Annotated in this window: 30 protein-coding genes and 1 riboswitch; of the genes, 12 read left to right on the top strand and 18 right to left on the bottom strand. The window is 71.5% G+C overall.

Annotated elements, in window-relative coordinates; genetic code table 11:
* Window positions 1-82: 82 nt before the first annotated feature.
* On the top strand, window positions 83-574 hold the full coding sequence (locus ACFY1H_RS32245) for a flavin reductase family protein (RefSeq protein ID WP_386952706.1): 492 nt from the start codon (window positions 83-85) through the stop codon (window positions 572-574).
* Between the two features lie 8 nt (window positions 575-582).
* Here ACFY1H_RS32245 and ACFY1H_RS32240 read toward each other — a convergent pair whose 3' ends face one another.
* From ACFY1H_RS32240 to ACFY1H_RS32200, 9 genes are read right to left on the bottom strand one after another with little or no spacing between them, the layout of a single operon-like run.
* Window positions 583-1,068 (bottom strand): flavin reductase family protein, encoded by a 486-nt coding sequence (locus ACFY1H_RS32240; protein ID WP_366582704.1) that lies wholly within the window; start codon window positions 1,066-1,068, stop codon window positions 583-585.
* The gene (locus ACFY1H_RS32235; RefSeq protein ID WP_386952702.1) at window positions 1,058-1,786 is read right to left on the bottom strand and encodes an alpha/beta hydrolase; all 729 of its coding nucleotides are present in this window, start codon (window positions 1,784-1,786) and stop codon (window positions 1,058-1,060) included. The genes ACFY1H_RS32240 and ACFY1H_RS32235 overlap by 11 nt, the downstream gene beginning before the upstream one ends.
* Window positions 1,783-2,784, bottom strand: coding sequence for an LLM class flavin-dependent oxidoreductase (locus ACFY1H_RS32230; RefSeq protein WP_386952699.1), 1,002 nt, complete (start codon window positions 2,782-2,784; stop codon window positions 1,783-1,785). Before ACFY1H_RS32230 ends, ACFY1H_RS32235 begins: the two co-directional genes overlap by 4 nt.
* The gene (locus ACFY1H_RS32225) at window positions 2,781-4,133 is read right to left on the bottom strand and encodes an NtaA/DmoA family FMN-dependent monooxygenase (RefSeq protein ID WP_386952696.1); all 1,353 of its coding nucleotides are present in this window, start codon (window positions 4,131-4,133) and stop codon (window positions 2,781-2,783) included. The genes ACFY1H_RS32230 and ACFY1H_RS32225 overlap by 4 nt, the downstream gene beginning before the upstream one ends.
* A 22-nt stretch (window positions 4,134-4,155) precedes the next feature.
* A complete protein-coding gene (locus ACFY1H_RS32220) occupies window positions 4,156-4,977 on the bottom strand; it encodes an ABC transporter ATP-binding protein (RefSeq protein ID WP_386952694.1) in 822 nt (273 codons plus the stop codon).
* Window positions 4,974-5,837: an ABC transporter ATP-binding protein gene (locus tag ACFY1H_RS32215; protein WP_386952691.1), complete on the bottom strand. Its 864-nt coding sequence runs from the start codon at window positions 5,835-5,837 to the stop codon at window positions 4,974-4,976. Before ACFY1H_RS32215 ends, ACFY1H_RS32220 begins: the two co-directional genes overlap by 4 nt.
* The gene (locus ACFY1H_RS32210) at window positions 5,834-6,691 is read right to left on the bottom strand and encodes an ABC transporter permease (RefSeq protein WP_386952689.1); all 858 of its coding nucleotides are present in this window, start codon (window positions 6,689-6,691) and stop codon (window positions 5,834-5,836) included. Before ACFY1H_RS32210 ends, ACFY1H_RS32215 begins: the two co-directional genes overlap by 4 nt.
* A 1-nt stretch (window position 6,692) precedes the next feature.
* The gene (locus tag ACFY1H_RS32205) at window positions 6,693-7,685 is read right to left on the bottom strand and encodes an ABC transporter permease (protein WP_386952686.1); all 993 of its coding nucleotides are present in this window, start codon (window positions 7,683-7,685) and stop codon (window positions 6,693-6,695) included.
* Complete coding sequence (locus tag ACFY1H_RS32200; protein ID WP_386952683.1) at window positions 7,675-9,201, bottom strand: ABC transporter substrate-binding protein; 1,527 nt, start codon at window positions 9,199-9,201, stop codon at window positions 7,675-7,677. The genes ACFY1H_RS32205 and ACFY1H_RS32200 overlap by 11 nt, the downstream gene beginning before the upstream one ends.
* A gap of 312 nt (window positions 9,202-9,513) precedes the next feature.
* Here ACFY1H_RS32200 and ACFY1H_RS32195 point away from each other — a divergent pair, with 312 nt between their 5' ends.
* Both ACFY1H_RS32195 and ACFY1H_RS32190 read left to right on the top strand, forming a co-directional pair.
* The gene (locus tag ACFY1H_RS32195) at window positions 9,514-10,380 is read left to right on the top strand and encodes a LysR substrate-binding domain-containing protein (protein WP_386952681.1); all 867 of its coding nucleotides are present in this window, start codon (window positions 9,514-9,516) and stop codon (window positions 10,378-10,380) included.
* A complete protein-coding gene (locus tag ACFY1H_RS32190) occupies window positions 10,381-10,908 on the top strand; it encodes a cupin domain-containing protein (RefSeq protein WP_386952678.1) in 528 nt (175 codons plus the stop codon). It begins immediately after the preceding gene.
* On the opposite strand, the gene ACFY1H_RS32185 is transcribed toward ACFY1H_RS32190, so the two are convergent.
* From ACFY1H_RS32185 to ACFY1H_RS32175, 3 genes are all read right to left on the bottom strand, one after another.
* Window positions 10,879-11,376: a hypothetical protein gene (locus ACFY1H_RS32185; protein ID WP_386952675.1), complete on the bottom strand. Its 498-nt coding sequence runs from the start codon at window positions 11,374-11,376 to the stop codon at window positions 10,879-10,881. The genes ACFY1H_RS32190 and ACFY1H_RS32185 overlap by 30 nt on opposite strands.
* Before the next feature lie 3 nt (window positions 11,377-11,379).
* Window positions 11,380-12,036 carry a (2Fe-2S)-binding protein gene (locus tag ACFY1H_RS32180; RefSeq protein ID WP_386952672.1) on the bottom strand — a complete coding sequence of 219 codons (657 nt, stop codon included), beginning with the start codon at window positions 12,034-12,036 and terminating at the stop codon, window positions 11,380-11,382.
* Between the two features lie 94 nt (window positions 12,037-12,130).
* A riboswitch (cobalamin riboswitch) is annotated at window positions 12,131-12,252 on the bottom strand.
* 26 nt (window positions 12,253-12,278) lie between these two features.
* Complete coding sequence (locus tag ACFY1H_RS32175) at window positions 12,279-14,144, bottom strand: APC family permease (protein ID WP_386952669.1); 1,866 nt, start codon at window positions 14,142-14,144, stop codon at window positions 12,279-12,281.
* A gap of 244 nt (window positions 14,145-14,388) precedes the next feature.
* Here ACFY1H_RS32175 and ACFY1H_RS32170 point away from each other — a divergent pair, with 244 nt between their 5' ends.
* The gene (locus tag ACFY1H_RS32170) at window positions 14,389-14,757 is read left to right on the top strand and encodes a YybH family protein (RefSeq protein WP_386952666.1); all 369 of its coding nucleotides are present in this window, start codon (window positions 14,389-14,391) and stop codon (window positions 14,755-14,757) included.
* A gap of 90 nt (window positions 14,758-14,847) precedes the next feature.
* Here the strand turns inward: ACFY1H_RS32170 and ACFY1H_RS32165 are convergent, their stop codons facing one another.
* The 3 genes from ACFY1H_RS32165 to ACFY1H_RS32155 form a co-directional block, all read right to left on the bottom strand.
* Window positions 14,848-15,564, bottom strand: a complete 717-nt coding sequence (locus tag ACFY1H_RS32165) for an SDR family oxidoreductase (RefSeq protein WP_366582698.1) — start codon at window positions 15,562-15,564, stop codon at window positions 14,848-14,850.
* Between the two features lie 170 nt (window positions 15,565-15,734).
* On the bottom strand, window positions 15,735-16,253 hold the full coding sequence (locus ACFY1H_RS32160) for a DUF1269 domain-containing protein (protein ID WP_366582697.1): 519 nt from the start codon (window positions 16,251-16,253) through the stop codon (window positions 15,735-15,737).
* A gap of 79 nt (window positions 16,254-16,332) precedes the next feature.
* Entirely contained in the window at window positions 16,333-17,613 is a 1,281-nt protein-coding gene (locus ACFY1H_RS32155) for a hypothetical protein (RefSeq protein ID WP_386952661.1), read from the bottom strand.
* A gap of 82 nt (window positions 17,614-17,695) precedes the next feature.
* On the opposite strand from ACFY1H_RS32155, the gene ACFY1H_RS32150 reads away from it, so the two are divergent.
* From ACFY1H_RS32150 to ACFY1H_RS32135, 4 genes are all read left to right on the top strand, one after another.
* The gene (locus ACFY1H_RS32150; RefSeq protein WP_386952658.1) at window positions 17,696-19,327 is read left to right on the top strand and encodes a CotH kinase family protein; all 1,632 of its coding nucleotides are present in this window, start codon (window positions 17,696-17,698) and stop codon (window positions 19,325-19,327) included.
* Between the two features lie 73 nt (window positions 19,328-19,400).
* Window positions 19,401-19,673, top strand: coding sequence for a hypothetical protein (locus ACFY1H_RS32145; protein ID WP_386952655.1), 273 nt, complete (start codon window positions 19,401-19,403; stop codon window positions 19,671-19,673).
* Window positions 19,674-19,832: 159 nt separating this feature from the next.
* Entirely contained in the window at window positions 19,833-21,053 is a 1,221-nt protein-coding gene (locus tag ACFY1H_RS32140; RefSeq protein WP_386952652.1) for a phosphodiester glycosidase family protein, read from the top strand.
* 154 nt (window positions 21,054-21,207) lie between these two features.
* Window positions 21,208-21,645 carry a VOC family protein gene (locus ACFY1H_RS32135; protein ID WP_366582692.1) on the top strand — a complete coding sequence of 146 codons (438 nt, stop codon included), beginning with the start codon at window positions 21,208-21,210 and terminating at the stop codon, window positions 21,643-21,645.
* 52 nt (window positions 21,646-21,697) lie between these two features.
* On the opposite strand, the gene ACFY1H_RS32130 is transcribed toward ACFY1H_RS32135, so the two are convergent.
* Window positions 21,698-22,117, bottom strand: a complete 420-nt coding sequence (locus tag ACFY1H_RS32130) for a hypothetical protein (RefSeq protein ID WP_366582797.1) — start codon at window positions 22,115-22,117, stop codon at window positions 21,698-21,700.
* Between the two features lie 557 nt (window positions 22,118-22,674).
* Window positions 22,675-23,139, bottom strand: a complete 465-nt coding sequence (locus tag ACFY1H_RS32125; RefSeq protein ID WP_386952648.1) for a cupin domain-containing protein — start codon at window positions 23,137-23,139, stop codon at window positions 22,675-22,677.
* 84 nt (window positions 23,140-23,223) lie between these two features.
* On the opposite strand from ACFY1H_RS32125, the gene ACFY1H_RS32120 reads away from it, so the two are divergent.
* Genes ACFY1H_RS32120 through ACFY1H_RS32110 form a run of 3 tightly spaced genes read left to right on the top strand, consistent with a single transcriptional unit; the run spans window position 23,224 to window position 24,652 of the window.
* Entirely contained in the window at window positions 23,224-23,793 is a 570-nt protein-coding gene (locus tag ACFY1H_RS32120; RefSeq protein ID WP_386952645.1) for a TetR/AcrR family transcriptional regulator, read from the top strand.
* A 46-nt stretch (window positions 23,794-23,839) separates the two neighbouring features.
* Window positions 23,840-24,304, top strand: coding sequence for a VOC family protein (locus ACFY1H_RS32115; RefSeq protein WP_386952642.1), 465 nt, complete (start codon window positions 23,840-23,842; stop codon window positions 24,302-24,304).
* Between the two features lie 9 nt (window positions 24,305-24,313).
* Complete coding sequence (locus tag ACFY1H_RS32110; protein WP_386952639.1) at window positions 24,314-24,652, top strand: hypothetical protein; 339 nt, start codon at window positions 24,314-24,316, stop codon at window positions 24,650-24,652.
* Window positions 24,653-24,681: 29 nt separating this feature from the next.
* Here the strand turns inward: ACFY1H_RS32110 and ACFY1H_RS32105 are convergent, their stop codons facing one another.
* Window positions 24,682-25,509, bottom strand: a complete 828-nt coding sequence (locus ACFY1H_RS32105) for an SDR family NAD(P)-dependent oxidoreductase (RefSeq protein ID WP_386952636.1) — start codon at window positions 25,507-25,509, stop codon at window positions 24,682-24,684.
* A 146-nt stretch (window positions 25,510-25,655) separates the two neighbouring features.
* On the opposite strand from ACFY1H_RS32105, the gene ACFY1H_RS32100 reads away from it, so the two are divergent.
* Window positions 25,656-26,357, top strand: a complete 702-nt coding sequence (locus ACFY1H_RS32100; RefSeq protein ID WP_386952633.1) for a helix-turn-helix transcriptional regulator — start codon at window positions 25,656-25,658, stop codon at window positions 26,355-26,357.
* The last annotated feature ends 13 nt before the right edge of the window (window positions 26,358-26,370 follow it).

Below are 26,370 nucleotides of genomic sequence, written 5' to 3'. Positions count from 1 at the left end.
GCGCGAGCCCGGCTTGTGCTTCCGCGGCTGCGGCCAGGAAGCACGCATGGGTCGATCCGCGACCAACGAAAGGAGAACTCCGATGCCCGAAGACGTGCAGGAGCGGTTTCGCGAGGTCATGGCGCACGTGGCCACGCCGGTGTCCGTCGTGACCGCGTTGAGTGACGGCGGAAGTCCTTACGGCAGCACCGTCAGCGCGTTCTCGTCGCTGTCGCTGCGGCCGCCGATGGTGCTGGTGTCGCTGATCAAGGCGTCGCGGCTGCTGGCGGTGATCCGGGAGACGGGCCGGTTCGGGCTGAACGTCCTGGGTTCGTCGCATTCCGCGCTGGCCCGGACGTTCGCGACCAGCCGCACGCCCGAGGAGAAGTTCGCCGGCATCGAGTGGGGAGTCGACCACGGCGTGCCGCGGTTTGCGGGTGCGCTCGGCTGGCTCGCGTGTTCCGTGGAGCAGGAAGTGGAGGGCGGCGACCACATCGTCGTGTTGGGGTCCGTCCTCGCGGTGTCGGGGTGGGCCGGGGAGCCCCTCACGTACCACCGTCGCTCGTTCGGCACGCACGTGAAGCTGGATCGCTGACGCACCGATCACACCGCCGGCCGGAAACCGCTGCGGTGGAACACCAGCGGCGCGGCATCAGCGGCGTGGGCCGCCGAGTGCAGGCGGAGCAGGACGAGCGTGTGGTCGCCGGCGGCCACCGCGCGTTCGATGGTGGTGTCGAACCACGCGACGCCGTCGTCGAGGGTGATGGCGCCGTCGGCCGTGGTGGTGAGGGGGAGGCCGGTGAAGCGGCCTTCGGCGGGGCCGGCGAGCTGCCGGGCGACGGCGCCGTGGTGGCCGGCGAGGACGGTGACGCCCAGGCGGGGCGCGCGGCGCAGCGCGGGCCACGTGCGCGACGCGGTCGCGACCGAGAAGGAGACCAGCGGCGGCGCGAGCGAGACCGACGTGAACGAGCTCGCCGCGAGACCGACAGCGCGGCCGCCGACCGACGCGGCGATCGCCACCACGCCGGTCGGGAAGGCGCCGAACGCGGCGCGCAGCAGGGTGGGGTCGAGCCCGGGCTCACCAGGCACTGGACTCGACCGAGATCACCGGCACCAGTTCGTTACCGAGGGTTTCGAGGAAGCTGACGACCTCGGCGGCGACGGAGCGGTGCTGCCGGTCGTTGAGCACGTCGTGGTGGGCGCCGCGGACCACGGACAGGCGGGCGCGCGGCGCGGACTTCACCGTGCGGGCCAGCGTTTCGCGGTCGGCGAGCGGGTCTTCGTCACCGATGAGGACAAGCTGGGGCAACGGAGGGGCCGCCCGGTAAGCCGCGCGAAGCAGCGCGTCGGGCACCGGAGTGGCCAAGGCGCCGCGCTGGGCCGCCGGCTGTGCGTCGAGCACCCCGCGGTGGGCCGGGCAGCTCGTGCGGACGTCGAGCTCGTCGTCCCAGCCGCCGGCCACCTCGGCGGGACCGGGCAGGCCGGCGAGCACGAGCGCGTCCGGCCACCACGGTTCCGTGCCGGCGCCCGATCCGGCCAGTGCCGCCAGGGCCACGGCGCCGGAGTCCGCGCCGGCCAGCACCAGCGGGCGCTCGGTGACGTCGGCCGTCGCCGCGGTGAGCCGGCCGGCGAAACGGGCCAGATCCAGGTCAGGCGTGTCGATGACCCGGACGCGGTAGGCGTCGGCGGCCAGCCGCGTGCCGAAGCGCGTGTACGCCGCGCGCGTTTCGCCTCGGCCCGGCACGACGAGCACCGTGCCCCTCGTGCGCAGCTCCGCCGGGGCGGGGAATTCTCGAAACAGGCTCACCGGCCGGCTCCTTCCAGTTGCCGCTGCCAGCCGAGCGCGGGCGCGATCTCGGTGGCGATGGTCTCGAGCGCACGGACCGCCGTGTCGTGGTCCGGGATCGCGGGGTTGAACTGCGTGATCAGATCGGTCGCCACGGGCAGCACCCGCTCCCGTTCGAACGCCGCCACGATCTCGTCGGGATGGCCGTAGAACGCGTGGAACCGCCGCAGCGACTCCTCGAGCCCGACGTCCGCCGGGAAAACCCCGCGCGAGCCGAACCCCAGCGCCGCGCGGTGGACGTCATCGCCGATCTGCGCGAGCGCCGTGCGCCGGTCGGCCGCGGGGAAAACCAGGCGCGACAGCCCGATGCGCGGGGTCCGCGGCTCGCGCCAGGCCGCCAGGTACGCGTCGGCCCACGGGCGCTGCACCTCGTCGGTCAGTTCGTCGTAGCCGTAGGCGGCCCGGTTGAGCAGGAGGTTCGAGCCTTCCCGGGCCGCGTGGCCGGCGCCGCCGGCGCTGAACACGCCCTGCCACAGCCGATCCCCGAACCCGGACGCCGGCGGCTGGATCGTGAACCCCGGCGTGCCGACCTCCTCGCCGGCCAGCGCGGCCCGCAGCACGGCGAGGCCTTCGGTGGTCAGCTCGCGTTTGCGGGTGACGTCACGGCCGAACGCCGCGTACTCCGTCTCACTCGCCCCGCTGCCCACGCCGACCTCGACGCGGCCGCCGGACAGCGTGTCGACGACGGAGATGTCCTCGGCCAGCCGCACCGGATCTTCCAGCGGCAGCACGGTGATCGCCGTGCCGAGCCGGATCCGGGTGGTGCGCGCGGCGGCGTGGGCGAGGAACGTCCACGGCGACGACAGCCCGCCGCCGGCCGGGGGCACGTGGTGCTGCGCCACCCAGCCGACGTCGAAGCCGAGCTCGTCGGCGACGACGAAGAGCTCCTGGGCGTTGCGGTAGACCTCGGCCAGGTCGGTACCGCGGCCCTGCACGTGGGTGAGGAAGCCGAGCCTCATCGCACGCCCGCGGCGACCGGCGCCGAACGCTCGGCGGTGTAGCGGTTCTCGGGGATCGGCAGGCCGAGGTTCCCGCGCAGCGTGGTGGCTTCGTACTCGGTGCGGAACAGCCCGCGCTTCTGCAGCAGTGGCACCACGCCTTCGACGAAATACGTCAGGTCCTCGTCGTTGCGGAACGCGAGGTTGATGCCATCGAACGTGCCGGCCGCGAACCATCGCTCGATGGTGTCCGCGACGGTTTCCGGGGCGCCCACGAAGGGCGATTCCCGCCGCTCGCTGAAGGTTTCCACGACCTGGCGCAGCGAGAGCTGCTGCGTCCGGGCCCTCTCGATGATCTTGGCGGCACCGGTGCGCCCGCCGCGCTCGGCGAGGTGCGCGACGTCGGGGAACGGCGCGTCGAGGTCGTAGACGCTGAAGTCGTGGGCGCCGAACGCGCGCCCGAGCAGCGCGAGGCTGGCGCCGAAGTCGGTGTCCTCCTCGGAAATCCGCGCCGCGCGCTGCCGCGCCAGCTCGTCGGTGCCCCGCACGACCGGGCCGCCGTGGATGAAGATCTTGATGTGGTCCGGATTGCGGCCCGCGGCGGCGGTGCGCCGCTTGATGTCGGTGTAGTACTCCTGCGCCTGCTCGATCGGGCCGCCCGGCGCGTAGATGCCTTCGGCCACCTGCGCGGCGAGGTCGCGGCCCTCCTCCGACACACCGGCCTGGAAGATCACCGGCCGGCCCTGCGGCGACCGCGACAGGTTCAGCGGCCCGGCGACGCGGAAGTGCTCGCCGACGTGCTCCAGCGCGTGCAGCTTGGCCGGGTCGAGGAACACGTCCCGCTCGACGTCGGCCGGGAAGGCGTCGTCCTCGTAGGAGTCCCACAGCCCCTGCGCGACGCGCACCGACTCCAGCGCACGGCTGTAGCGGGTGGTGTAGTCGAGGTGTTCTTCGAGCCCGTAGTTGCGGCTGGTGCCGGTGTCGAAGCTGGTCACGACGTTCCACCCCGCGCGGCCGCCGCTGATGTGGTCGAGCGAGCCGAAGCGGCGCGCGAGGTTGAACGGCGAGTTGTAGGTGGAGCTGGCCGTGCCGACGAGCCCGACGTGCCGCGTGTGCGTGGCCACGGCAGAGAGCAGGGTGAGCGGTTCGAGCCGGTTGAGGTAGTGGGCCGGGTAGCCGGCGTTGATGAACTGGCTGTCCACGATGAACAGCGCGTCGAACAACGCGTGCTCGGCCGCCTGGGCCTGGCGGATGTAGTAGCCGATGTCGATTGAGGAGTTCTTCGCGACGCTGGGGTCTTTCCACAGGCCGTGCTGGCCGGGGCCGCCGACGCCGTAGGGGTGCAGGGCGAGGTGGAGCTTGCGGGGCATGGGAAACGTCCTTCCGTGATGATCAGGTGTGCAGCAGTGCGCGCAGCGCCTCGCGCTCCGCGCGGCCGGCGGAAGCGGTGTGCAGCGTCGGCGCCGAGCTGACGAGCAGGCGCGTGTACGGGTGGCGCGGGGCGGCGACGACCTCGCGGGCCGTGCCGAGCTCCACGAGCTCGCCGCGGTAGAGCACCGCGACGCGGTCGGCGACCCCGGCGACCGAGCCGAGGTCGTGGGAGATGAACACGAGCGCGACGCCCGCGTCCCGCAGTTGCTTGAGGATCTCCAGGATCTGCACGCGGTTCGCCGCGTCGAGCGCGCTCACCGGCTCGTCGAGGAACACGAGCTTCGGCTCGGTGATCAGGGCCCGCGCGACCGCGACGCGCTGGCGCTGCCCGCCGGACAGCTCGCCGGGCAGGCGCATGAGCAGGTCCTCGTCGAGCCGGACCCGCTCGACGTACGTGCCGGCCCGCGCCAGCGCTTCGGCGCGGGGCACGCCGCGCACCAGCAGCGGTTCGATCAGCGAGTCCGCTGTGGACAGTTCGGGGTCGAGGCTGCGCAACGGGTCCTGGAACACGTACTGCACCACGCCACGGCGGCGCAGCGCCCGCCACTGCCGGACGCCGTAGCCGGTGACGTCCGTGCCGTCGAGCACGATCCGGCCGGCCGACGGGCGCACCAGCCCCAGCACCGCCCGGGCCAGGGTCGACTTGCCGGAGCCGGTCTCGCCGATGACCCCGACGATCTCGCCGGGCGCGACCGTCAGCGACGCACCGGCCAGCGCCCGACGCCGCCGCCGTCGGTGTCCATAGTGGACTTCCAGGTCCGTGACCTCGAGAACGTCGGTCATCCTCGGACCTCGCCACCGGCCAGGAACCGGTCGAGCCCGTACTGCTCGTGCTCGCCGATCAGCAGCTTCGTGTACGCGTGCCGCGGATGGTGCAGCACGCGGCGGGTCGGGCCCTGCTCGACGATCTCGCCGTCGCGCATCACCAGCACCTCGTCGCACAGCTGGGCCACCACCGCCAGGTCATGGGACACCACGAGCAGGGCCAGCCCCGAGCTCTCCCGCAGGTCGGCGAGCAGGTCGAGGATCTCCGCCTGCACGGTCACGTCGAGCGCCGTGGTCGCCTCGTCCGCGATGAGCACCTGCGGCTCGGCGGCGATCGCCGCCGCGATCAGCACGCGCTGCAGCATCCCGCCGGACAGCTCGTACGGGTACTGCGTGTACACGAGCTCCGGGTCGCGCAGGTGCACCGCGGCCAGCAGCTCGATCGCGCGCCGCCGGGCCGCGCGCCGCCGGTGGCCGAGCTTCACCCGCAGCACCTCGGCGACCTGCGCGCCGACCGGGATCGACGGATTCAGGTACGACGCGGGGTCCTGGAACACCGCGCTGATCGTCGAGCCCCGCAGCGCGGTGAGCTCGGGCGTCGACAGCTCGGCGAGGTCGCGGCCCGCGACGTGGATGCTGCCGCCGGCCACGGTGAACCCCGGCGGGAGGATGCCCAGCACCGCCCGGCACGTGAGCGTCTTGCCGCTGCCCGACTCGCCGACGAGGCCGACGGACTTGCCCGGCGTGAGGTCGAGGCTCACCCCTTTCACGACCTCACGCCCACCGGCGTCGTGGCGGATCCGCACGTCACGCACCGCGAGCACGGGCCTGGCGACCCCGCTCTCGGCGGGCGCGGCGCTTTCGGTGAGGGCGGTCATGCCGTACCTCCGGCTGCGACTCGGCGGGTGGTGACCCGGGTGCGCGCCGCCGCGCCCGACACGTCGCGGATCGCGTCGGCGAGCAGGTTGGCGGCCCACACCGTGGCCGTGATCAGGAGCGCGGGCGCGACCGGCGCCCAGGGCTGGTAGGTGAGGTACCCGAGGTCCGAGGCCAGCAGGCCGCCCCAGGTCGGCGCGGGCGGCTGCACGCCGATGCCGAGGAACGTCAGGCTGGAGACGATCACGAACCCGACCCCGACGGTCTGGGCCAGCGCCACCGCGATCGGCGGCAGCACCTTGGCCCACACGTGCCGCCGCACGATCCAGCCGAGCGAAGCACCGGAGATCAGCGCCGCCTCGACGTACTGCGACCGCGCCACGGCCAGCGTCGCGGCCCGCGACACCCGGTAGAACAACGGCGACACGAGCGCGCCCGTGACCACCATCGCCTGCGTGATCCCGTTGCCCAGCAAAGCCGTCACCGCGACCGCGAACAACAGGAACGGCAGCGCGACCAGTGTGTCGGCAAAGCGCAGCGTGGCCCATTCGAACGCGCGCCCGAGGTACACCGACAGGATGCCCGGCACGGTGCCCGCCACCAGCGCCACCGTGGCGACCTCCAGCGAGGCCAGCACGCTGACCCGCGACCCGGCCAGCAGCCGGCTGAACACGTCGCGGCCGAGGTTGTCGGTGCCCAGCCAGTGGCCCGCCGACGGGCCGGCGAGCGTGGTGCCGCTCGCGGCCAGCGGGTCCTGCGGCGCGAGCAGCGGGCCGAGGATCGCGAGCAACGCGACCACGACGAGGATCGTCACCGCGATGCGCCCCGTGCGGAGGGCGAGGATCCGTCCCAGCACGTCACACCCCCCGCTGCGAAGCCGGCGTCACGCGCCCGAGGACGACGTTGACCAGCAGGTTGAAGGTCACGACCAGCGCGATCGACACCACGAGCACGCCCTGCACCGCGGGCACGTCACCGCCCTGGGCCGAGTCGTTGGCGAAGCGGCCGAAGCCCTGCAGCCCGAAGATCCACTCGGTGACCACCGACGCGCCGACCAGCGCGGGGAACTTCAATCCGAGCGTCGCGAGCGCCGGCCCGATGCCGTTGCGCAGCACGTGGCCGAAGAAGACCCGCCGGGGCGAAAGGCCGCGCACGACCGCGCCGAGCACGTAGTTCTCCTCGTACGCGCTGACGAGGCCGGTGCGCAGCTGGCGCGCGACGTCGGCCATCACGTCGAAGCTGAGCGCCAGCGCGGGCAGGGTGATGTGCGCGAGCCACGGGCCGGCGCCGTCGGTGACCGGTGCGTACCCGGCCGACGGGAACAACCCCAGCCCGACCGCGAACACCGCCACCAGCACGATGCCGACCACGAACGCCGGCAGCACGGACACCGTCGTGACGAACCCGGTCACGGCCCGGTCCACCCAGCTCCCGCGGCGCAAAGCGGCCACCGTGCCGAGAGCGAACCCCGCCACGACGCCGACGACCAGCGCGAACACCGCCACCGACAGGCTCACGCCCAGGCCGAGGCCGATCAGCGTCGAGATGTCGGCGCCGTTGACCCAGCTCGTGCCGAGGTCGCCGTGCAGGACGGCGGTGAACCAGTGCCAGTACTGCACCAGGAAGGGCTGGTCGAGGCCCCACTGGCTCTCGATGTTGGCGATCGCCTGCGGGGTCGCGTCCTCCCCCAGCTGGATGCGGGCCGGGGACAGGCCGCTGAGGGCGCGCAACGCGAACGTCACGAAGGTGGCCACGAAGAACACCGGGACGAAGATCGCGACCGAGCGGGCCAGGGTGCCGGGCAGCCGGCGGAGCGCGGAAGGGAGGCGCAGCCGGGTCTCAGCGGCCACTGATCGTCACCCCCGTCCAGTCGAGGTGCGCCGGGTTCTTCGGCAGCGCGGAGATCGTCTTGCTCTTCGCGATCAGGTTCGGCGAGGAGTAGGTGAACACCAGTGCCCGGCTCGCCAGCCCGGCGCGCGTGGCCGCCTGCAGGACCTGGGCGTAGTCCGGGGCGTCGAGCGGCGTGCGGCGGACCTTCGCCACGGCGTCCTCGAAACCGGCGGGCTCGTACGGGCTGGAGAGGTTGAGCGGGCCGTTCGGTCCGAAGTGGGCGGTGAGCGTCTGCACCGCGGAATCGCGCCCGGTGGTGCTGTAGAGGGAAAGCGTGAGGTTCTTGGCGAAGAACGGCGTGGCCCAGTTCTTGTCGATCTTGATGTTCGTGGTGATGCCGACGGCGGCCAGCTGCGACTGAACGATCTCTGCGTCGGGCTGGGAATCCGGCACGACGAGGTCGAGCTTGATGTCGCCCGGTTCGTACCCCGCCGCGGCGAGCAGCTGCCGCGACTTCGCCGGGTCGTAGGGGTACCGGTCCTTCGACTGCGGGTCGTAGGCGACGTAGCCCTCGGGGAAGGGCTGGTCGGTCGCCTCGCCGTAGCCGAAGGTGAGCTTGTCGACGAACTCCTTGCGGTTGACCGCGTACCGCACGGCGTCGACCACTTGCGGGTTGTCGAACGGCGCCTTGTTCACGTTGAGGCTGATGTTTGCGGCGTTGAACCCGGGCTGCACGAACACGTCGAGACCGGCCTTCTTCGCGGCGTCGGCCTGGCTGGGGTCGATGTCGGCGAAGTTGTAGACCCCGGTCTGCAGCCCGGAAACGACCGTCGACGCGTCGGGCGCCGAGGTCAGTTCGACATTGTCGATGTGGATGTTCGCGGCGTCCCAGTAGTCCGGGTTCTTCTTCAGCACGGCTTTCGTGCCCGGGATGACCTGCGTGACGGTGAAGGGGCCGGCGCCGACCGGGTTCTGGTCGAGCTTCTTCGGGTCCTGCGCGGCCTTCGGGCTCGCGACCTGCAGCACGCGTTCGCCGAGCAGCTGCGGGATCTGGTAGTCGACCTGGGAGAGGTGGACGACGACGTCGAGACCGTCGGCGGTCACCGACTTGATGGACGTGAGGTCACCGAACAAAGCGGAGTTCTTCTGGTTCTTGGCCCGTTCGATCGCGGCCTTCACCGCGGTGGCGTCGAGCGCGGTGCCGTCGGAGAACTTCAGGCCCGGGCGCAGGTGGAACGTGACCTGATCGCCGGCCGCGTCGTACTCCCAGCTCTTCGCCAGGTCGGGCACGGCGTTGCCCTTTTCGTCGGTGCGGGTGAGCGACGCGTAGACCAGCGCGAGCTCGCGGAACTGGGCGCCGCTGCCACCGACCACCGGGTCCCAGTGGGTCGGGAAGTACGAGGAGGCCCAGCGCAGCGTGGCTCCGCCGGAGGCCGCGGCGCCGGAGCCGCACGCGGTGAGCCCACCACCGAGGACGGCCGCGAGGGCGAGAGTGAGTGCGGTGCCGCGCAGGCGGCGCGTGGTGCGTGGGGACATGGGGGATCTTCCTGTGCTCGGGGGACAACGCGGGCTCCGGCGTCCACAGTGGACGCCGGTTCTGGGCAGGCGGACGGGGACGCACTTCGGTGGGCGTCGGGGAAAGTGCGAGTGCTCGTCTCAGCGAGGACAGATCGCGGTGCCGCAGCGGGCGTTGTCCAGCCAGCGACAGCAGGTGAGCAGCACGCTCGGCGCGTCGGCGGACCGGTTCATGACAGCGAGCATGACCCGTTGTGCCACAGGATGTCCAACGACGTTTCACGATGCGGATTCATCACGATTCGCGATGGTTCGCGAGGTAAGTTCCGACGCATGGAGCAGGTTCTGGACATCGTGCCGCTGCGCAGCTTCGTCGCGGTCGCCGACCGCGGCGGGTTCCAGCGCGCGGCCACGCACCTCCACCTCAGCCAGGCCGCGGTGAGCCAGCACGTGCGCCGGCTCGAAGCCGCCACCGGCCGGCAGCTCGTCGAACGCAGCGGCCGCCGGTCGCGCTTCACCGCCGACGGCGACCTGTTGCTCGGACACGCCCGCCAGATCCTCGCGATGCACGACGAAGCGCTGCGCGCGTTCGACGTCGCGGACGACGAGACCGTGGTGATCGGGTCGACGGAACACGCCGCCGCCCAGCTCCTGCCCCGCCTGACGGCCGTGCTCGGCACCGCGCTGCCCGGTCACCGCGTGCGCTACCGCCTCGACCGCGGCACGGCCCTGCGCGACGCGCTCGGCAGCGGCCGCATCGACCTCGCCCTGCTACTGGGCGCCACCGACGACCCGCGCGCCGAACCCGTCGGCGAGCTCGACCTGACGTGGTACTGCGCCCCCGGCTGGACCCGGCCCGACGGCCCCGTGCCGCTCGTCGCCTTCGACAACCCGTGTGCGTTGCGGACCCGGGCGTTGGAAACCCTGTCCGCGTACGGAATCCCCGCCGCCATCGGCGCCGAAGCCAACCAGCTCGCCGGCGTCCACGCGGCGGCCGCCGCCGGCCAGGGTGTCGCCCTCCTCGCGACCCTCGGCACCACCCCCGAGGGTCTCGTCGAATGCGACGACCTGCCCCCGCCCGAACCACTCCCCCTCGCCTGCTGGCGCCGCCACGGCCTCGACGCCGCCGTGTCCGGCCACGCCGTCGGCTCCCTGCGCCGGCTGCTCACCACCACCCACCCCCTCGCCCGAGGAGCCTGAATGTCCGTGCTGCACGTCCCCGCCGGCTCCGGCGACGGCCGGTTCGTCCGCACCCCCAGCGGCGCCCTGGTCCCCGCCGAGATCGACCCGTTCCACCGCTCGTTGAAACACGTCGCCCCCAGCGGCCTGCTCGGCCAGACCACACAAACCCCGGGCATGAAACGCCTCGAGGCCATCAGCGGCAAAACGGTGGGCGCCCGGGCGCTGTGGATGGGCCAGACCCACGTCCCCGCGTCCACCGCGTCGGCCAACCACCACCACGGCGAGTCGGAGACCGCCATCTACATCGTCTCGGGCAACCCGACTTTCGTCTTCCTCGACGTCGACGGCGACGAGCCGGTGGAACGGCCCATCGAGACCGGGCCGGGTGACTACGTGTTCGTGCCGCCGTTCGTGCCGCACCGGGAGGAGAACCCGGACCCGGAGAACGAAGCCGTCGTGGTGATCGCCCGCACGACACAGGAGGCCATCGTGGTCAACCTGGCCGAGCTCGACTGGTCACGGGTGCGGATCGGCGAACCACACTGACAACGCGAACGCGGTGGGTCCCGCCGCGCTGTTGACCACGAGTGCGATGGCGGCGAACAGCCGCTCGTTCTCGGCGCGCAGGTAGAGGTAATCGGCGGTGCTGACCAAGAAATCGCCGTGACGGGTGACCATGAGGTAGCCGTGAGGAGTGACCTCGGGTACACCGTAGGGCACTCGCGGCGCGGCGAGCACGGCGACGACGGCACCACCGGCGATCGCGGCCAGAGCTCCCCACCGCAGCAGGGCGGGGAGCTTCCGCCAGAGGTGGCGGGCCATCGTCGAGGCGGGCACCTCCGGACGGTTGAGCGCGAGTTTCGCGGCGGCGATCCCGACCACCACGAAGATCCCGGCAACGGCCGCGAACAACACCTGCTGCGGCAGGTGCGGCGCTCCGGGCGTCAGCGAATCGACGACACCGACGACAGAGGCGACCGCCGCGAGGCCGCACCACAGCGCGATCACCCGCACGGGTCAGCCCAGGACACAGTCGCCGCATTTCGGGCCGTCGTGGTTCGGCGCGGCGCGGTAGATGAGGCAGCAGCTGCGGCGGCGGAAGCGGCCGTCCTCGTGGGTGGCGGTGTCGGCGAGGACCGGCAGGACTTCCAGGCGGTCGCGGAAGCGGTGGATGTCGTCCGTCCACGCGGGACGCTCTCGGCGGAGCATCGTGACGGCGCCGTTGAGGGCGGAGGCGACGTTGCCGCGGCGGATGGTCGCCGAGAGCGAGAACCCGGCGAGAGCCTGGTCCAGCCGGCGCAACGGTCCACTCAGGACCCGGTGGGCGAAGAGCGCGACCACGTCGTCGTCCACAGCATCGGTTTCGGGCAGCGAAAGCGGAACCGCGCCGCCGGTCGTCGGCTGCCACCAAGCGGTGGAGAAGTCGGGGACGACGCCGGCGCCCACGGCGAGTGCGAGGGCGGGCGACAGGAGGCGCGCCGCGAGGCCCAGGTGGGTCACGGAAGCGGCGACCCGGAGCTCCACGTCGCCACCCCCGGCGGCGAGCACGGCGCGGACCTGCGTCACGCGCTCGCGCAGCACGGGTCCGTCGTCGAGGACTTCGGAGAGCGGACGCCACGGCGCGGCGGGCTCGTCGCCCGCGGCGTGCGTGTCGAAAGCGAAGAACGGGTTCACACCGCGACGGCGACCGACAGGCAGGTGGAGGCCGACGGGCAGGAGGTGTTCAGCCTGGCCATGTCCGGTTCTCCTTCGGGATGACGCGTCCCTTGCCGGTGGAACAGGTGACGGCCCCTCGACCTGACTCGCCCACCGGGTACACGATGGGCTCACAGTGGCGCGACCGTGCCGGACTCTCACCGGCTTCTCGAAGCCGTCACGCGGCCAGAACGGTACGGCGGCGTCGGCGGGACCGTCAATCACCTGGCACCGCGGCGGACTTCGGTTCGTCCCTCGTTGCCCGGTTCGGGCCGCTGCCCGAGACGGAAACGCATCCGGCAGACCACCGCGTCGGAGCGGCGGCGCAGGGCGCGGGCGAGCACGGCGCCGCGGCGGTTCTGCAGGATGCGCTGCCACGGGTGGTCCGGCTCGACTTCCGCGATGAGGACGAAGACGTGGCAGCCGGAGTGGCCGCGCAGGTGCTCGACGAGGGGCTCGCCCAGCCGCCGGCGTTCGTCGTACAGCTGCACGAGCGGCACGCCGGGGTGCCAGAGGTCCCAGGACGCCACGAACTCCCGCGCCGCGGCCTCCTCGCCCGGGTGGGTCACGTGGACGGCTTCGACGCGCTCGCCCAGCGAAAGGGCGGCGGCGAGCGCGTCGCGCGTCAGGCGGGACACCGTGTGCACGGGCACGACGACCAGTGACCGGTTCGGCCGCGGCGGGGGCGGGGTGCGCCCGAGCCCGAGCCGGTCGCCGATGCGACGGTAACTGCGGTGCACCCACTCCATGCCCGCGACGAGCAGCGGCAGCGCGACGACGATGAGCCAGCCGCCTTCGCCGAACTTCGTCGCGGTGACCACGATCGCGGCGATGCCGGTGAGCAGCGCGCCGAACCCGTTGAGGACGGCTTTGCCGCGCCAGCGTGGCGGGCGAATGCGCAACCAGTGCCGCACCATGCCGATCTGCGAGAGGGTGAAGCCGACGAAGACGCCGATCGCGAACAGCGGGACGAGGGTGTTCGTGTCGCCGTTCGCGACGACGAGCAGCAGCGCCGAGGTGATCGCCAGGAAGCCGACGCCGTAGCGGTAGACCTGGCGTTCGGCGCGCAGCGCGAAGACGTGGGGCAGGTTGTTGTGCTTCGCGAGCAGCTGGGCCAGCACCGGCAGCCCGCCGAACGACGTGTTGGCGGCCAACGCGAGCAACACCACGGTGGAGAACTGCACCAGGTAGAACCCGAACCCGTTGCCGAGCGACGCGGTGGTGACCTGCGAGAGCACGGTGACGCCGTCGACGGGGTGGATGGCGAACTTCCCGATCAGCACCGCGATCCCGATGAGCATGACGGCCAGCAGCACGCCGAGCGCGATCTCGGCCCGCTGGGCCCGGCGCACCCGCGGCCGGCGGAACGACGGCACGGCGTTGGCGATCGCCTCCACGCCGGTGAGCGCGGCGCAGCCGTTGGCGAACGCCTTGAGCAGCAACAGGATCCCGACGGTCTGCAGGCTGACCCCGGGCGCCGGCGCGGCGACGGCCGCGGCGGGCCCCGTGCGGACCAGGCCGACCACGACGACCGTGAGGATCGACCCGACGAACATCGCCGTGGGCACGATGAACGCTCGCGCGCTCTCCGCGATTCCGCGCAGGTTCACGCCCGTCACCAGCGCCAGCACCCCGAGGCACAGCCACAGCGTGTAGGGCAGCAGCGCGGGCACGGCGGACGTCAGGGCCGCCACGCCGGCGGCCACGGACACCGCGACGTTGAGCACGTAGTCGACGATCAGCGACGCGGCCGCGACCAGCGACGCGCGGCGGCCGAGGTGGACCCGGCTCACGCCGTACGCGCCGCCGCCGTCCGGGAACGCGGCGATCACCTGCCGGTACGACAGCGTCAGGACCCCGAGCAGCAGCGCGATCGCGAGCGTGACCGGCAGCGTGAACCCCAGCCCGCTCCCGCCCGCGACGGCCAGCACGATCACGATCGCTTCGGGGCCGTACGCCACCGACGCCATCGCGTCCAGGGACAGGGCGGCCAGCCCGCCGACGACGGAAAGCCGGTGCCTCTCACCACCACTTTCGGCGGCGTCGCCGGTCTCGCTGCTGTCGCTGGCGGGAAGCGTCGTAGTCACACCGCACAGATTGGGATTCACCCGTCCGGGCGGTGCTCGTCGTTGACGTTTCCTTGACGGTCCTTTCCACCAAGTGAACGGGCACCTGATGCGTGGCCGCCCACGGTGTTCAGCGGCCCCTCGGCCGCTGGGAGTCTGCGCCTCGATGGTGAGTGGCTCTCCCTCCTGGAGAAAGGGCCGCCGGCCCGGTATTCGTGGAGAGGGACAACCGGTCTGCTACTTGAGCGAATCTGCCGAGGTCAAGATGGACTACCGAACGGTCATCACCCGGGTTCTCGACGGCTGGAAGGACGGCGTCGACGCGCACCGACCTGACGAGGTCGCGAACTACTTCACCGAAGACGCCCTCTTCCAGGGCGCGCACCCCGGCTATTCCGTCGGGCGGAAAGGCGTCGAGGAATACTACGAAGAACAGCCCGTCGGATTGACGGTCGTTTACGAGATCCGGGAAATCCGCCCCCTCGCCCAGGGCGTGCTTTCCGCCTACGTCGATCCGGTGTTCACCCGCCCCGACGGCACCGAGCTCCGGTTTCACCTGACCGTGATCCTGCTCCAGCAGGCCAGGGGCGACTGGTTGATCAGCCACTACCACGTGTCCAGGATCGTGGAATGACGGTCGGGGACATCTGTCCCTTGTGGATTCGAAGAGAACGCCCCGGGGCCGCGGACGAACGAATGTCCGCGGCCCCGGTTGCGGCGTCGGTCAGTGACCCGCGCTCTGGCCGCCGTTGACGTTGAGGATCTCGCCGGTGACGAACGACGCGTTTTCCAGGTACAGCACGCCTTCGACGATGTCGCTGACCTCGCCCATGCGGCCCAGCGGGTGCAGGCCGGCGCGCTCGGCGTAGGTCTCGGGCGGGTTCAGCGCCGTCTTGTGGATCCCCGGGGCGACGGCGTTGACGCGGATCCCGCGCCCCGCGTATTCCACGGCCAGGGACTTCGTCACCGCCTGCAGGCCGCCCTTGGTCAGCATGGACACCGACGCCGGCACCACCGCCACCGGGTGGTCCACGAAGCTGGTCGTGATCTGCACGATGTGCCCGCCGCCCTGTTCGAGCATGTGCGGCAGCACCTTGCTGGTGACGGCGAACCAGCCGCCCAGGTTCACCGACACCAGCCACTGGAAGTCCTCGGCCGTGAACTCGGTGAACGGCTTCGCCGCGAACACCCCGGCGTTGTTGATCAGCGTGTCGATCCGGCCGAACCGCTCGATCGCCGCGGCCACGACCCGCTCCGACGTCGCCGGGTCGGTGAGGTCACCCGCCACCGCCACCACGCCGGCGTCACCGGACTCCTCGACCGAGCGCGCCGTGGCGACCACCGCGTAGCCCAGCTTGCGGTACCCCTCCACGATCCCCGCACCGAACCCCTGCGACGCGCCGGTGACCACGGCCACCTTCTGCCCGCTGTTGCTGCCCATCATTTCCGTCCTCAGGTAGTAGACCGGTTGTCTACGACCAGGACTACGCCGCGCCCGCGGGCCCGGCCAGAAGACAAAAACACCCACCAGCGAGGCGGAAGCTCCCACGGCAGCGGCAACCGGCCGGCGACCCGGATCCCGTCCGGGCGGCCGGCCCGTGTGGACGGTCGTTACTCCTTGCCCTTGACCGCGGAGGCCGCTGCCGTCACCTGCTCGGCGCTGTCGCCGTCGACCTTCTCCTTCGTGACTTTCGCCGCGTGCAGGAGGGCCTTGTCGACCTCGACGACCCAGCGTTCCTCGAAGAGCGCGACGATCCCCGAGCTGTCCGGTGGCAGCGTGTCCTCCACCTCGGCTTTGATCGCCTTCTTCTCCGCGTGCGACAGCAGCCCGCCGAGCCCGCCGCCGAGGCCGGCACCCACCAGCGCGCCGGCGAGCAGCGACGGCGGGAAGATCAAGCCGACGACCGCGCCGCCGACGGCGCCCCAAGTGGCGCCCTTGCGGGTGGTGTGGAAGTCGTCGTCGACGTGGATCTTGCCGTCGCCGTGGCGGCTGACGAGGATCAGGCCCTTGACCTTGATCACGTCCTCGTGGGCCAGCTGCTTGAGCGCGGCCCAGTCACCGCGGGCCGCGTCCGGGTCCGAGTAGGCGGCGATGTACAGGTCGACAGGCGCGTCGTTGTGCGAGGCCATGGCCGGTCTCCTCCCGAGTTGCTCGGCCGCGAGCATGCCGTCATCCGGCCGCCCGGCACCTCACCCGCACCGGGTGGGATCACGAAGGCGCCGGCGAAACCGGTTTCGCCGCCGCGCGTTCTTCGGCGGCGTAGGCCTCGGCTTCGGCGTTCGCGCGGTAGTCGGCGGTCTCGCGCTGCAGCCGCCGGCGCACCGCGGGCTGCTGCGCCAGCGCGATCGCGAACACCGTCAGCAGCACCCACATCACGACGCAGCTCAGCACGATCGCGATCGCCGGCAGCACGACCGCGTCCAGCCGTTCCGTCAGCGCCCGCGCGGCGAGCACGCGCCAGACGAGCATGAAGTTGACCAGGTAGCCGACGGCGGACGCCACGCCGAGCGCGATCAGGAACTGCTTGAGCGTGCCCGTTTTGCGGCGCTTCAACAGGGGTTCGTCGCGGTTCGGCAGCGCGATCGAGAGCACGTTGCCCACACCGAGCCACAGCAGGATGAAACACACCACCAGCGTGCACGCGCGCGCGAACGCCCCGAACTCCCCGGCGCGCCAGGCCAGCAGGGCGCTGAGCGCGAAGCCGATCGGCGCGACGATGCACACCAGCGCAAGGTTCTTGATCACCAGCACGTGCCACAGGCGCGCCCCGGTGTCCAGCGCCGCCCGCACGCGCATGGCGTCGAAGCTCATCGCGTTGACGCAGACGGCGCCGCCCATCACGTACGAGATCGTCCACAACCCCAGGTACGGCAGCCATTTCTGGTCCTGGTCCCACCGGAACAGCCGCAGGTACCCCAGGTACAGCAGGCCCAGGCCGAACGCGACCCCCAGCGCCCGGACGGATTTGCGCGGCTTGCGCGTGAGCACGTACCGGATCTCACCGACGAGCCCGTGCGCGAGCGCCGGTCCGTGGCGGCTCACGGGGTTGCTGCCGTGCAGCGGCACGTGCCCGTCGACGGCCACCGCGTCCGGCTCGTCCTCCCCCGCCCGGATGCGCGCCAGCCGCGCCTCCAGCACGGCCCGCGCGGCGTCGGTCAACGCCATCCGCGCGATCGCGACGGCGGCCACCCCGTCGCGTTCGGCCTGCGCGGCGTCCTGGTGTGTCACAGTTCCGGGTGTCGGGACCCCCGCTTGGTCTTCCTGCGGGTCGGCGTCGACGTGGTTCTGCCTCAGCCGCGCCCATTCCGGCGACAGCCGCGCGGGATCGACGTCGCGGCGCATCTCCTGCCGCTGTTCCTCCGAGGCCGCGCGTGCTTTGCCGATCATGCGGCGCACGTCGTCCTCGTCCTTCCACTTCGCCGCCATCGCGTTCTTCTCGGCCGCCGCCGCGCGCTGGACCAGCTCCACGAGATCGTCGACCGCTGCCATACCCCAATCGTAGGAGCGGTGGACAGACCAGTACAGAGGCGCTTTTCCAGCCGTACACTCCAGGGGTCGCGGAGGTGGGACGATGAGCGTTCAGGAGCAGCAGGCACTCGATTCCCTGTACGAAATCGACAACGTGCTCACGGTCGACATCACCATGCCCCAGTCCGACTGGGACGCGGTGCGCACCGAGGAGCCGGCCGGCGGGCGGTGCAACTTCGACTGGACCGGCGGCAGCCGCTTCACCTGGCGGAAGGCGACTTCCGTCGAGATCTCCGGGACGCGGTTCCCGGCGCGGACGTCGTTCGCCGAGGTGGGGATCAAGAAGAAGTCGTTCTGCGGTTCGTTCGACAATGACAAACCGTGCCTGCACATCGATTTCGGGAAGTTCCGCGAAGCCAACAAACCGCTGATCGCGAACCTCGTCGGCTCCCGGTACCTGACGCTCAACAACTCCGTGCAGGATTCCTCTTTCCTGCGCCAGCCGCTCGGCTACAAGCTGTTCGAGCTCGCCGGGCTGCCGCATTCCCGCTGCAATTTCGCGCGCGTCCGCGTGAACGGCACCCTCGTCGGCCAGGTCGCGCCCGGCGTCTTCGTGAGCGCCGAACCGATCATGCCGCGCTACATCGAGCGCAATTTCGGGAACATGAAAGGAAATCTGTACGAGCTGGAGCACAAGGACGACTTCACCGACGCCCGGTTCGACTTCATCGGCGTGGAGGACCTTTCGGAGTTCGAGAACAAGGCCGACCTGCGCCTGGCCATCGACCACGTCGCTGCCCACGGCCTGAGCGGGGCCGCCGAAGTGTTCGACCTCGACCAGTTCGTGAAGCTGTTCGCGATGGAGTTCTTCCTCAAGCACTGGGACGGCTACACCGGCAACACGAACAACACCTACGCCTACAACGACGTCGAGGCCGTCGCCGCGCCCGGCGTGGGCAACGTGAAGTTCAAGCTCATCCCGTGGGGCGTCGACCAGACTTTCCAGCCCTCACGCCACTTCACGGTCCGCACCAGCGGCCTGCTGGCCCGCCTCGTCCACGACGACGCCGGCCGCCGCGCCCAGCTGCTGGACCAGATCCGCACCTACCGCGACACGGTCTTCGGCCGCAAAACCCAGCAGGAAGTGCTGACCCCGCTGCTGGAACGCATGGGCGCCGTCCTGACGAACCTCGGCGTGCCCGACGTGGCGGCCCAGCTCATCGCCGTCCGCAAGCAACTGCGCCTCGCCACCTCCGCCGGCTACCTCTGCGCGGGCCTGCCCGGCCCCGACGGCGCCTACGTCCGCGAAGACGCCACCAACGACTGCCTCCACGCGAGCACCGAACCCGTCCCCGGCGCGCCCTCGAACTTCGAGGTCGTCCACCGCCCGCGCCCGGCCACCGTCGAGGACGCCGACCTGTGGTCCTTCGGCCTCCTCGGCGCCGGCACCTCCCTGACCGCCAAGGCCACCGGCCGCCCCCTCCACGCGAGTGACACGACCACACCGCTGGGCCACCAGCTGCTCTGCACGTGCGCCACCGACAACTCCGACCACGCCGACGAGTTCACCCTCACCGCCCTCGACCCCGTCGGCAACCCGACCAGCTTCAGCGGCTTCTTCACCCTCACCAGCGTCCGCACCGGCCAGGGCGTCAGCTTCGGCGCCGATCCGACGCCGGGCGGGAGTCCGCGGGTGTACCAGGATCCGGCGCCGTCGAGGCTGTACTTCACCTGAGAGCGCCTCGCCGGGCTGGAGACTTCCGGAAAGTGAACCACCGACGTCGAGGAGATCCAGGGCGCTTTCCACAATGGACGAACTCGGGCCCGTGCCGGAACCCGGGCAGAAGTACGCGTCGACCTGTCTCGCGCCGGGCGCGGTGTTCGCGATGACGTGGCACGGCGGCAGCTACGCCGACTACGTCGACGCGCGTGTGGTGTTCCGCCAGTACTGCTGCCCGTCGTGCTGGACGGCGCTGTATCCGGGCGTCGCGTCGTCCCGGCGGACCGCCCGCACACGCTGGCGGCGCTCGGCCATCACGCCACGGCGGCGGCCGGCTGAGTTCCGCGGTCAGTGCCAGTGAAGAAGCCCGGGTCCCTCGGCCTGGGCTTCTCGCTTGCCCGCCGGACTCGAACCAGGAGCCCCCCTGGTGTTCATGCCGGGTTCACGGCCACGGACGGACGGAGTCACCACTGGCGGCAAGAGTGGGCGGGCTCCCGTTCCGGCAAGAAAGGACCCGCCCATGAGACTGCGCAGAACGTTGGTGGCGCTGACGCTGACCGCCGCGGCCGCGACGACGCTGACCGCGCCGGCGATCGCGGACCCGGCGCTCGACGTGACCGGCAGCCAGCAGGTCGCGCCCGGTGTCCGGCTTTCGTCTTTCACGACCGCTTCGGCGAGTGCCGCGACCATCCAGGGTGAGCTGCTGACCGTCGACCTGCGCAACCCGCGCGTCTCGGTGGACCTGCTGCACCCGCCGGCGGTGGCGCAGGCCCAGACGGTGTCGCAGATGGCGAACGCGCAGGGTGCGGTGGCCGGCGTGAACGGCGACTTCTTCAACAACACCGAGGCGCAGCACCCCGGCGTCGCCTTCACCGACTCCTCCGACGGCCCCGAGATCGCCGACCGGCGCGTGCTCAAGGCCGCCGTCCCGAACGGGCAGCGGTTCGGGCCCGGGATGCCGCCCGGGGTCACGACGGAGGCCGTGCTCGGCGTCGGCGTCGACCGGGTGGCGCGGCTGGGCACGGCGCACCTGGAGGGCAGCGTCCGCATCAAGTCGGCCACGTACTCGCTCGGCGGCCTGAACCAGTACGCGATCCCGGTCGGCGGCATCGGCGCCTACACCAGCGCGTGGGGCGCGACGTCCCGCGCCCGCTCGGTCTGCGGCACCGACACCAGCCGCGGCGCCGCGTGCAGCACGGACACGACCGAGGTGACACTCAGGCACGACCGGGTCGTCGCGGTCGGCGGCACCGTCGGCGCCGGCGCGATCGCGCGCGACGAGACCGTGCTGGTCGGGCGTGAAGGCGGCGCGGACGCGCTGCGGACGCTCCAGGTCGGCCAGCACGTCACGACGCAGTACACCCTCTCGACCGGGCACGGCGTCCCGTTCCGCTTCGCGATCGGCGGCTTCCCGATCCTGCGCGACGGCACCGTGGTCGCCGGCCAGGACGCCAAGACCGCCGCGGTCCGCACCGGCGCCGGCTTCAGCGCCGACGGCCACACGCTGTACCTCGTCGCGGTGCAGGCGAAACCCGGCACCAGCGGCGGCATGACCACCCCCGAGGTCGCCCAGCTCCTGCAGCAGGCCGGCGCCGCCAACGCCGTGAACCTCGACGGCGGCGGTTCGACCTCACTCGTGGCCCGCGACCCCGGCGCGAACACCGTCACGGTCCGCAACCACCCGACCGACGCCGCGGGCGAGCGTTCGGTCGCGAACGGAATCGGGGTCTTCGTCCGCTGACGCTCGCCAGGCCCGGCTGCCTGCGCAGCCGGGCCTTCGCGTCAGATGAGAGGATCGTGACGGCGGTCACAGCCGGCCGATGTCGGAGCCGCGCCGCGGGCTCCGTCCCAGGGGCACGAGCGGCCACGAGGGCCGCGCGACACGGGAGGCAACCATGACGATCCGCCGATTCGACCACACCGGCTTCGTGGTCGAGGACCTCGCGGCCGCCGTCGCGTTCTTCGTCGAACTGGGGATGGAGCTGGAGGGCGAGACCAAGGTCGAGGGCGAATGGGTGAACCAGCTCGTCGGCCTCGACGACGTCCGGGCCGACCTCGCCTTCCTGCGCGTCCCGGACGGCGGCGGCCGCATCGAGCTGTCGGCGTTCCGCTCGCCGCTGCCCACCGCGCCCGCGCCGCGCGCTCCGGTCAACGTCCCGGGCATCCCCCGCCTCACCTTCGTCATCGACTCCGTCGACGACACCCTCGACCGCCTGCGCGCCCACGGCGCCGAGCTCGTCGGCGAGATCGCGCGGTACGAGGACTACTGCCGCTACTGCTACGTCCGCGGTCCGGCGGGTGTGATCATCGGGCTGGTCGAGGAACTGGGCTGACGCCCTTGCCGGATGCGTTCGCACAGGCCCGGCGCGCGGACGCATCCGCGGTTCAGCGCACCCCGAGCAGCGCCGCGATCCTCGGCGCCTCGGCGGTCTTGAACCGCACCTCCACGCGGCCGCCGCGATCGGCGTGGAAAGTGGCCGGCTCGTACCCCAGCACCAGCCGCCGCTCCCCCACCCGGACGGTCACGCCGAAGGGCCGCCCCTCGCGCAGCGGCACGTCGAGGTGCCTGCCCTTCTGCTCACCGCCGGTGAGCCACACCAGCAACCGCCGCCGCGTCACCACGAGCGCGCCCGCCGTCGCGTCGACCGCCCCGAACCGCCACACCCCCGGCGCCCGATAACCGTGGTAGCGCACGGATCCGGTGAGCCCTTCGGCCAGGTACACGACTCCCTCGCCCTGCACCTCGGCCCGCACCGCCCCGGGCAGCCGGCCGGATCCGAGCAGGGCCCGCGCGAAGAAGTTCACGCTCCCACGGTAAGCACGCCGCGCGCGCCCGCGAGGGCACTTTCACCGCCCTGACAGTCGACTCGTCACACATCGCGGCCGGCGGGTACGCCGAGCGGCGTCTGCTGGAGAATCCGGCCACGGTGTGCTGCCTTGAGCCCCGCCGCAAATCTGCCGCGCGCCGAGCCGGTGCATGAGGTCGCCGATCACCCGGCGCACCGGGGATGCTGAAGGGCATGCGCAGGTAGGCACTCAGCACGTTGACGATCGTTTGCCGTTGGCTCGGGTTGTTCTGGTTGAGGCGTTCCAACGCAGAAAGACCGGCAAGACGCACCGGAGCTTTGTCCGAGCCGAGTTGCGCAGCCGCCGTGGTGTACAGCTCGGTGATCCGGCGCGCGTCCGCGTCGGCCTCGGTCGCGTCGGTGACCCGCTTCTGCTGCTCCTGGTCACGGTCCTGCTGCCGCAAGCCGAGCTCGGCGTGTCTGAGAGCGATCTCGGTGGCCCGCTGTCGGCGGGCGGCGAAGAGCGGCGCCTCGTACTGCTTCCCGCCTTTGCCGGCCGTCAACAAATCCGCCCCACTACGCCGGTTCCTCATACCGGATCTCGTACCTGGCCGCGATCGGGTTGACCTTCCGTGGATCCAGCGCCCCGTCGGTCAGTACCGAGGGGCCGGCTTCGAACAGGTCCTCCAGGTAGCACTCCCAGCCGCCCGGGGAGGAGATCTGCAGGACGCGCGGTGGTGGTGCCGAGACGGCGCGCAGGGCGTGCGGGATTCCGTGCGGCAGCAGGACGAACGTGCCCTTGGTCGCGGTGAGGTGGCGGTCGTCGAAGTCGACGCCGAGTTCGCCGTCCAGCACGTAGATGCACTCGTCGGCGAGGTGGTGGGTGTGCCGGGGGATGTCGCGGGCGAGGACGACCTCCAGCAGTGAGAAGCGGCCTTCGGTGTCCCCGGTCAGCGCCTTGGCCGCGAACGCGGGCGGCAACGGCACGCGCCCGGGCCGGGCCTCGCCGGGTTCGAGCAGCAGGAAACGATCACCGGACATGGCTGGTCAGCCCCCATCGTGTCATAATCGGAACCGGAGTCCTAATCCGTTTATTCACCGAGTGTACGCACGGGAGGATCGCCGATGTCAAGCTCGCCGGCGCGCAAGCCGAGGGTCGACGCCAGCCGCAATCGAGCCCGCATCCTGGCGGCGGCCCGTACGCTGCTCGCCGAGCGCGGTGACGAGGTGCAGCTGCCCGAGATCGCCCGCGTGGCCGGGGTGGGCGTCGGCACCGTGTACCGGCACTTCCCCACCCAGGGCGACCTCATCGAGGCCGCGGCCGAACTGCGCTTCGCCGAGATCGAGGACTTCGCCCGCACCCGCCTGCTCCGCGCCGAGCCCGGGCACGCGCTGGCCGGTTACCTCCAGCACGTCGGCGAGGTGCTGGCCGCCGACCGCGGGCTGTCGGCGTCGCTCGAAGCCGCGCGGCGGTCGGCGGCCAGCGAACCGCGGGGCGAGAGCCAGGCCCGGCTCGAAGCCGTCGTCAGAGAGCTCATCGAGCGCGACCGCGGAGCCGGCGCGCTCCGCGACGACTGCACCGTCGCGGACGTGTACATGATCGTCGGGTCGATCTCGGCGACCATCCGCAGCGAAGCGGGTGATTGGCGCCGCCTGCTCGACATCGTCGTCGAGGGACTGCGCCCGCGCCCCTGACGGAAAGCGCCTTCACCGGTCGTCGAGCCTCGTTAGGGTGGCCGTCATGACGTCACGACCGGCTCCGGCCACCTTCGTAAGGCGCTTCGACCACGTCGGCATCACCGTCGCCGACCTCGACGCCGTGACCGCGTTCTTCGTCGGCCTCGGGCTGGAGGCCGACCCGAAGATGGCCGTCGAAGGCGAGTTCCTGGACACGGTGATCGGCATGACGGGCGCCCGCACCGAGATCGTCATGCTGCGAGCGCCGGGCGGAGGGACGACCTTGGAGCTCTCGAGCTTCACCCGGCCGGACCACCTGCCGGGTTCGCCCGCCGCGCCGGCCAACGAGCTCGGCCTGCGCAACATCGCCTTCGAGGTGCAGGACGTCAACGCCGCAGTCGACCACGCCGCGGCCGCCGGCTACGGCCTCGTGGGCGGCATCGCCGAATACGAAGGCGTGTGGCGGATGGCCTACGTCCGCGGGCCCGAAGGAATCATCGTCTCGCTGGCCGAGCACATCGAGAAGTAGGGAGACCTCATGAGCACGACCGTGACCGACGAACAAATCCAGGCCCTGGCAGCGACCGCGAAGCCCTACAGCGTGGCGCTCCTCCGGTGGGGACCGGAGCGGACCACCGCCGGCGCGGACGCCATCGAACTCGAACACCAGCGACGGATGGTGTCGCTGCGCGCCGACGGAGTGATCGCGATCCTGTGCCCGGTCGCCTCCGACACCGTGGCCGGCGTCGCGATCATGACCGTGCCGGCCGAAGAAGCCGCGCAGATCATGGCCGAAGACCCCTGCGTGCGAGCCGGGATGATGCACTGCGAGGTCCACCCGTGCCACGGATTCCCCGGAGACGCCCTGCCCGCGTGAACGATCCGGCGTACCCGTGGCAGTGCCGGTCAGGAACCGTGGGCCATTCGCGAAACGTCGTCCCACTTCTCCCAGCCTTCGAGGCGGTGCGCGTACTCAGCGCGCACCTCGTCCAAGCCTCCGACGCCGAACAGGACCCGCAGCGGCGGCTCTTCGGCGTCGACGAGTTCCAGCACGGCCCGGCCGGTGGCCGTGACGTCGCCGGGGACGATGTGCGCGGCGCCGGAGAAGAGGGCCTGGCGGGCATGCGCATAGGCGGCGTCCTCGCGGGCTTGGGGTGAGGAGCTCATCAGTCCCGAGGGGAAGACGATCGGCTCGATGAGCGTCACCTTGATGTTGTAGGGCGCGACCTCGGCGGCGAGCGACTGGCTGATCGCCTCCAGCGCCCACTTCGACGCGTGGTACAGCCCGAGCGCCGGGTACGCGACAACCCCGCCGAGCGAGGAAACCTGGAGAATCCGGCCCCGGCCACGGGCACGCATGCCCGGCAGGACGGCCCGGGTGGTCCACAGTGGACCGAAGTAGTTCGTGTCCATCTGGGCGCGGGCCTGCTCGTCGGTGACTTCTTCCACGGCGCCGATGAGCATGTGGCCGGCGTTGTTCACCAGCACGTCGATGCCACCGAAGTGCACCTCGGCCGTGGCCACGGCTTCCCGGACGGCCGTCGCGTCCTGGACGTCGAAGCCCAGTGGCAGCACCTGGTCGCCGTACTTGTCGACGAGCGGCTTGAGCGACGCGGCGTCCCGGGCCGCCGCCGCGAGCCGGTCGCCGCGCTCCAGAACGGCCTGCGCCCACGAAGCGCCCAGTCCGCGCGACGCCCCGGTCAGGAACCAGGTCCTCGTGTCGTGTTCGGTCATGACGTACTCCTCCGTCGTGGTGGGTGGGCGCTTCCGGCCCCTCACTCACCACTGTCCGATGCGGACGGACACCCAAGCAGAGCGAGCTCTTCCCGGGGACCGCCGATCCCTGGCTGACCGACGGTGCCCCGGGGGACACTGGGCCCATGGATTCCGGACCGCTCTCCCACTTCCTGCGGGTGCGCCGCGAGGCACTCACCCCGGCCGCGGTGGGGATCGTGTCCGCGACGCAGCGCCGCACCCCCGGCCTGCGCCGCGAAGAGGTCGCCACCCGCGCCGGCATCTCCACCGACTACTACACCCGCCTCGAACAAGCCCGCGCCCCACAACCAACCCCCTCCGTCCTACGCGGCCTGACCCGCGCACTACGCCTGACACTCGACGAACGCGACCACCTCTTCCGCCTCGCCGGACACACCCCACCCGACCACCTCCTCGCCGACGACCACGTCTCCCCCGTCCTCCTCAGCCTCCTCGACCGCCTCCACGACATGCCCGCCCAAGTCAAGACCGACCTCGGCGAAGTCCTCGCACAAAACACCCTCGCCACCGCCGTCTTCGGCGACCACACCCGGCTCGACGGACCCGACCGCAGCGCCGTCTACCGGTGGTTCACCTCAACTGACGCCCGCGCCGCCTACCCGCCCGAGGACCAGGCCCAGGAATCCCGGATTCTGGCCGCCGACCTGCGCGCGGCCCTGGTGCGGCGAGGCGACGCGCGAGCCCGCGCACTGGTCGACACGCTGCTGCAGAACAGCCCGGAGTTCTCGCGCTGCTCGGGGTGCTCGGGGTGCTCGGGGTGCTCGGCGCCAGCCAGGACCACTGACAGCCGACCGCTCCCCAAATAGGACACTTATTCGA

It is taken from the genome of Amycolatopsis sp. NPDC001319 (assembly GCF_042896185.1).
Classification (GTDB): domain Bacteria; phylum Actinomycetota; class Actinomycetes; order Mycobacteriales; family Pseudonocardiaceae; genus Amycolatopsis.
The sequence above is the reverse complement of the archived record's forward strand: the minus strand, read 5'-3'. Positions and strand labels throughout refer to the sequence as shown.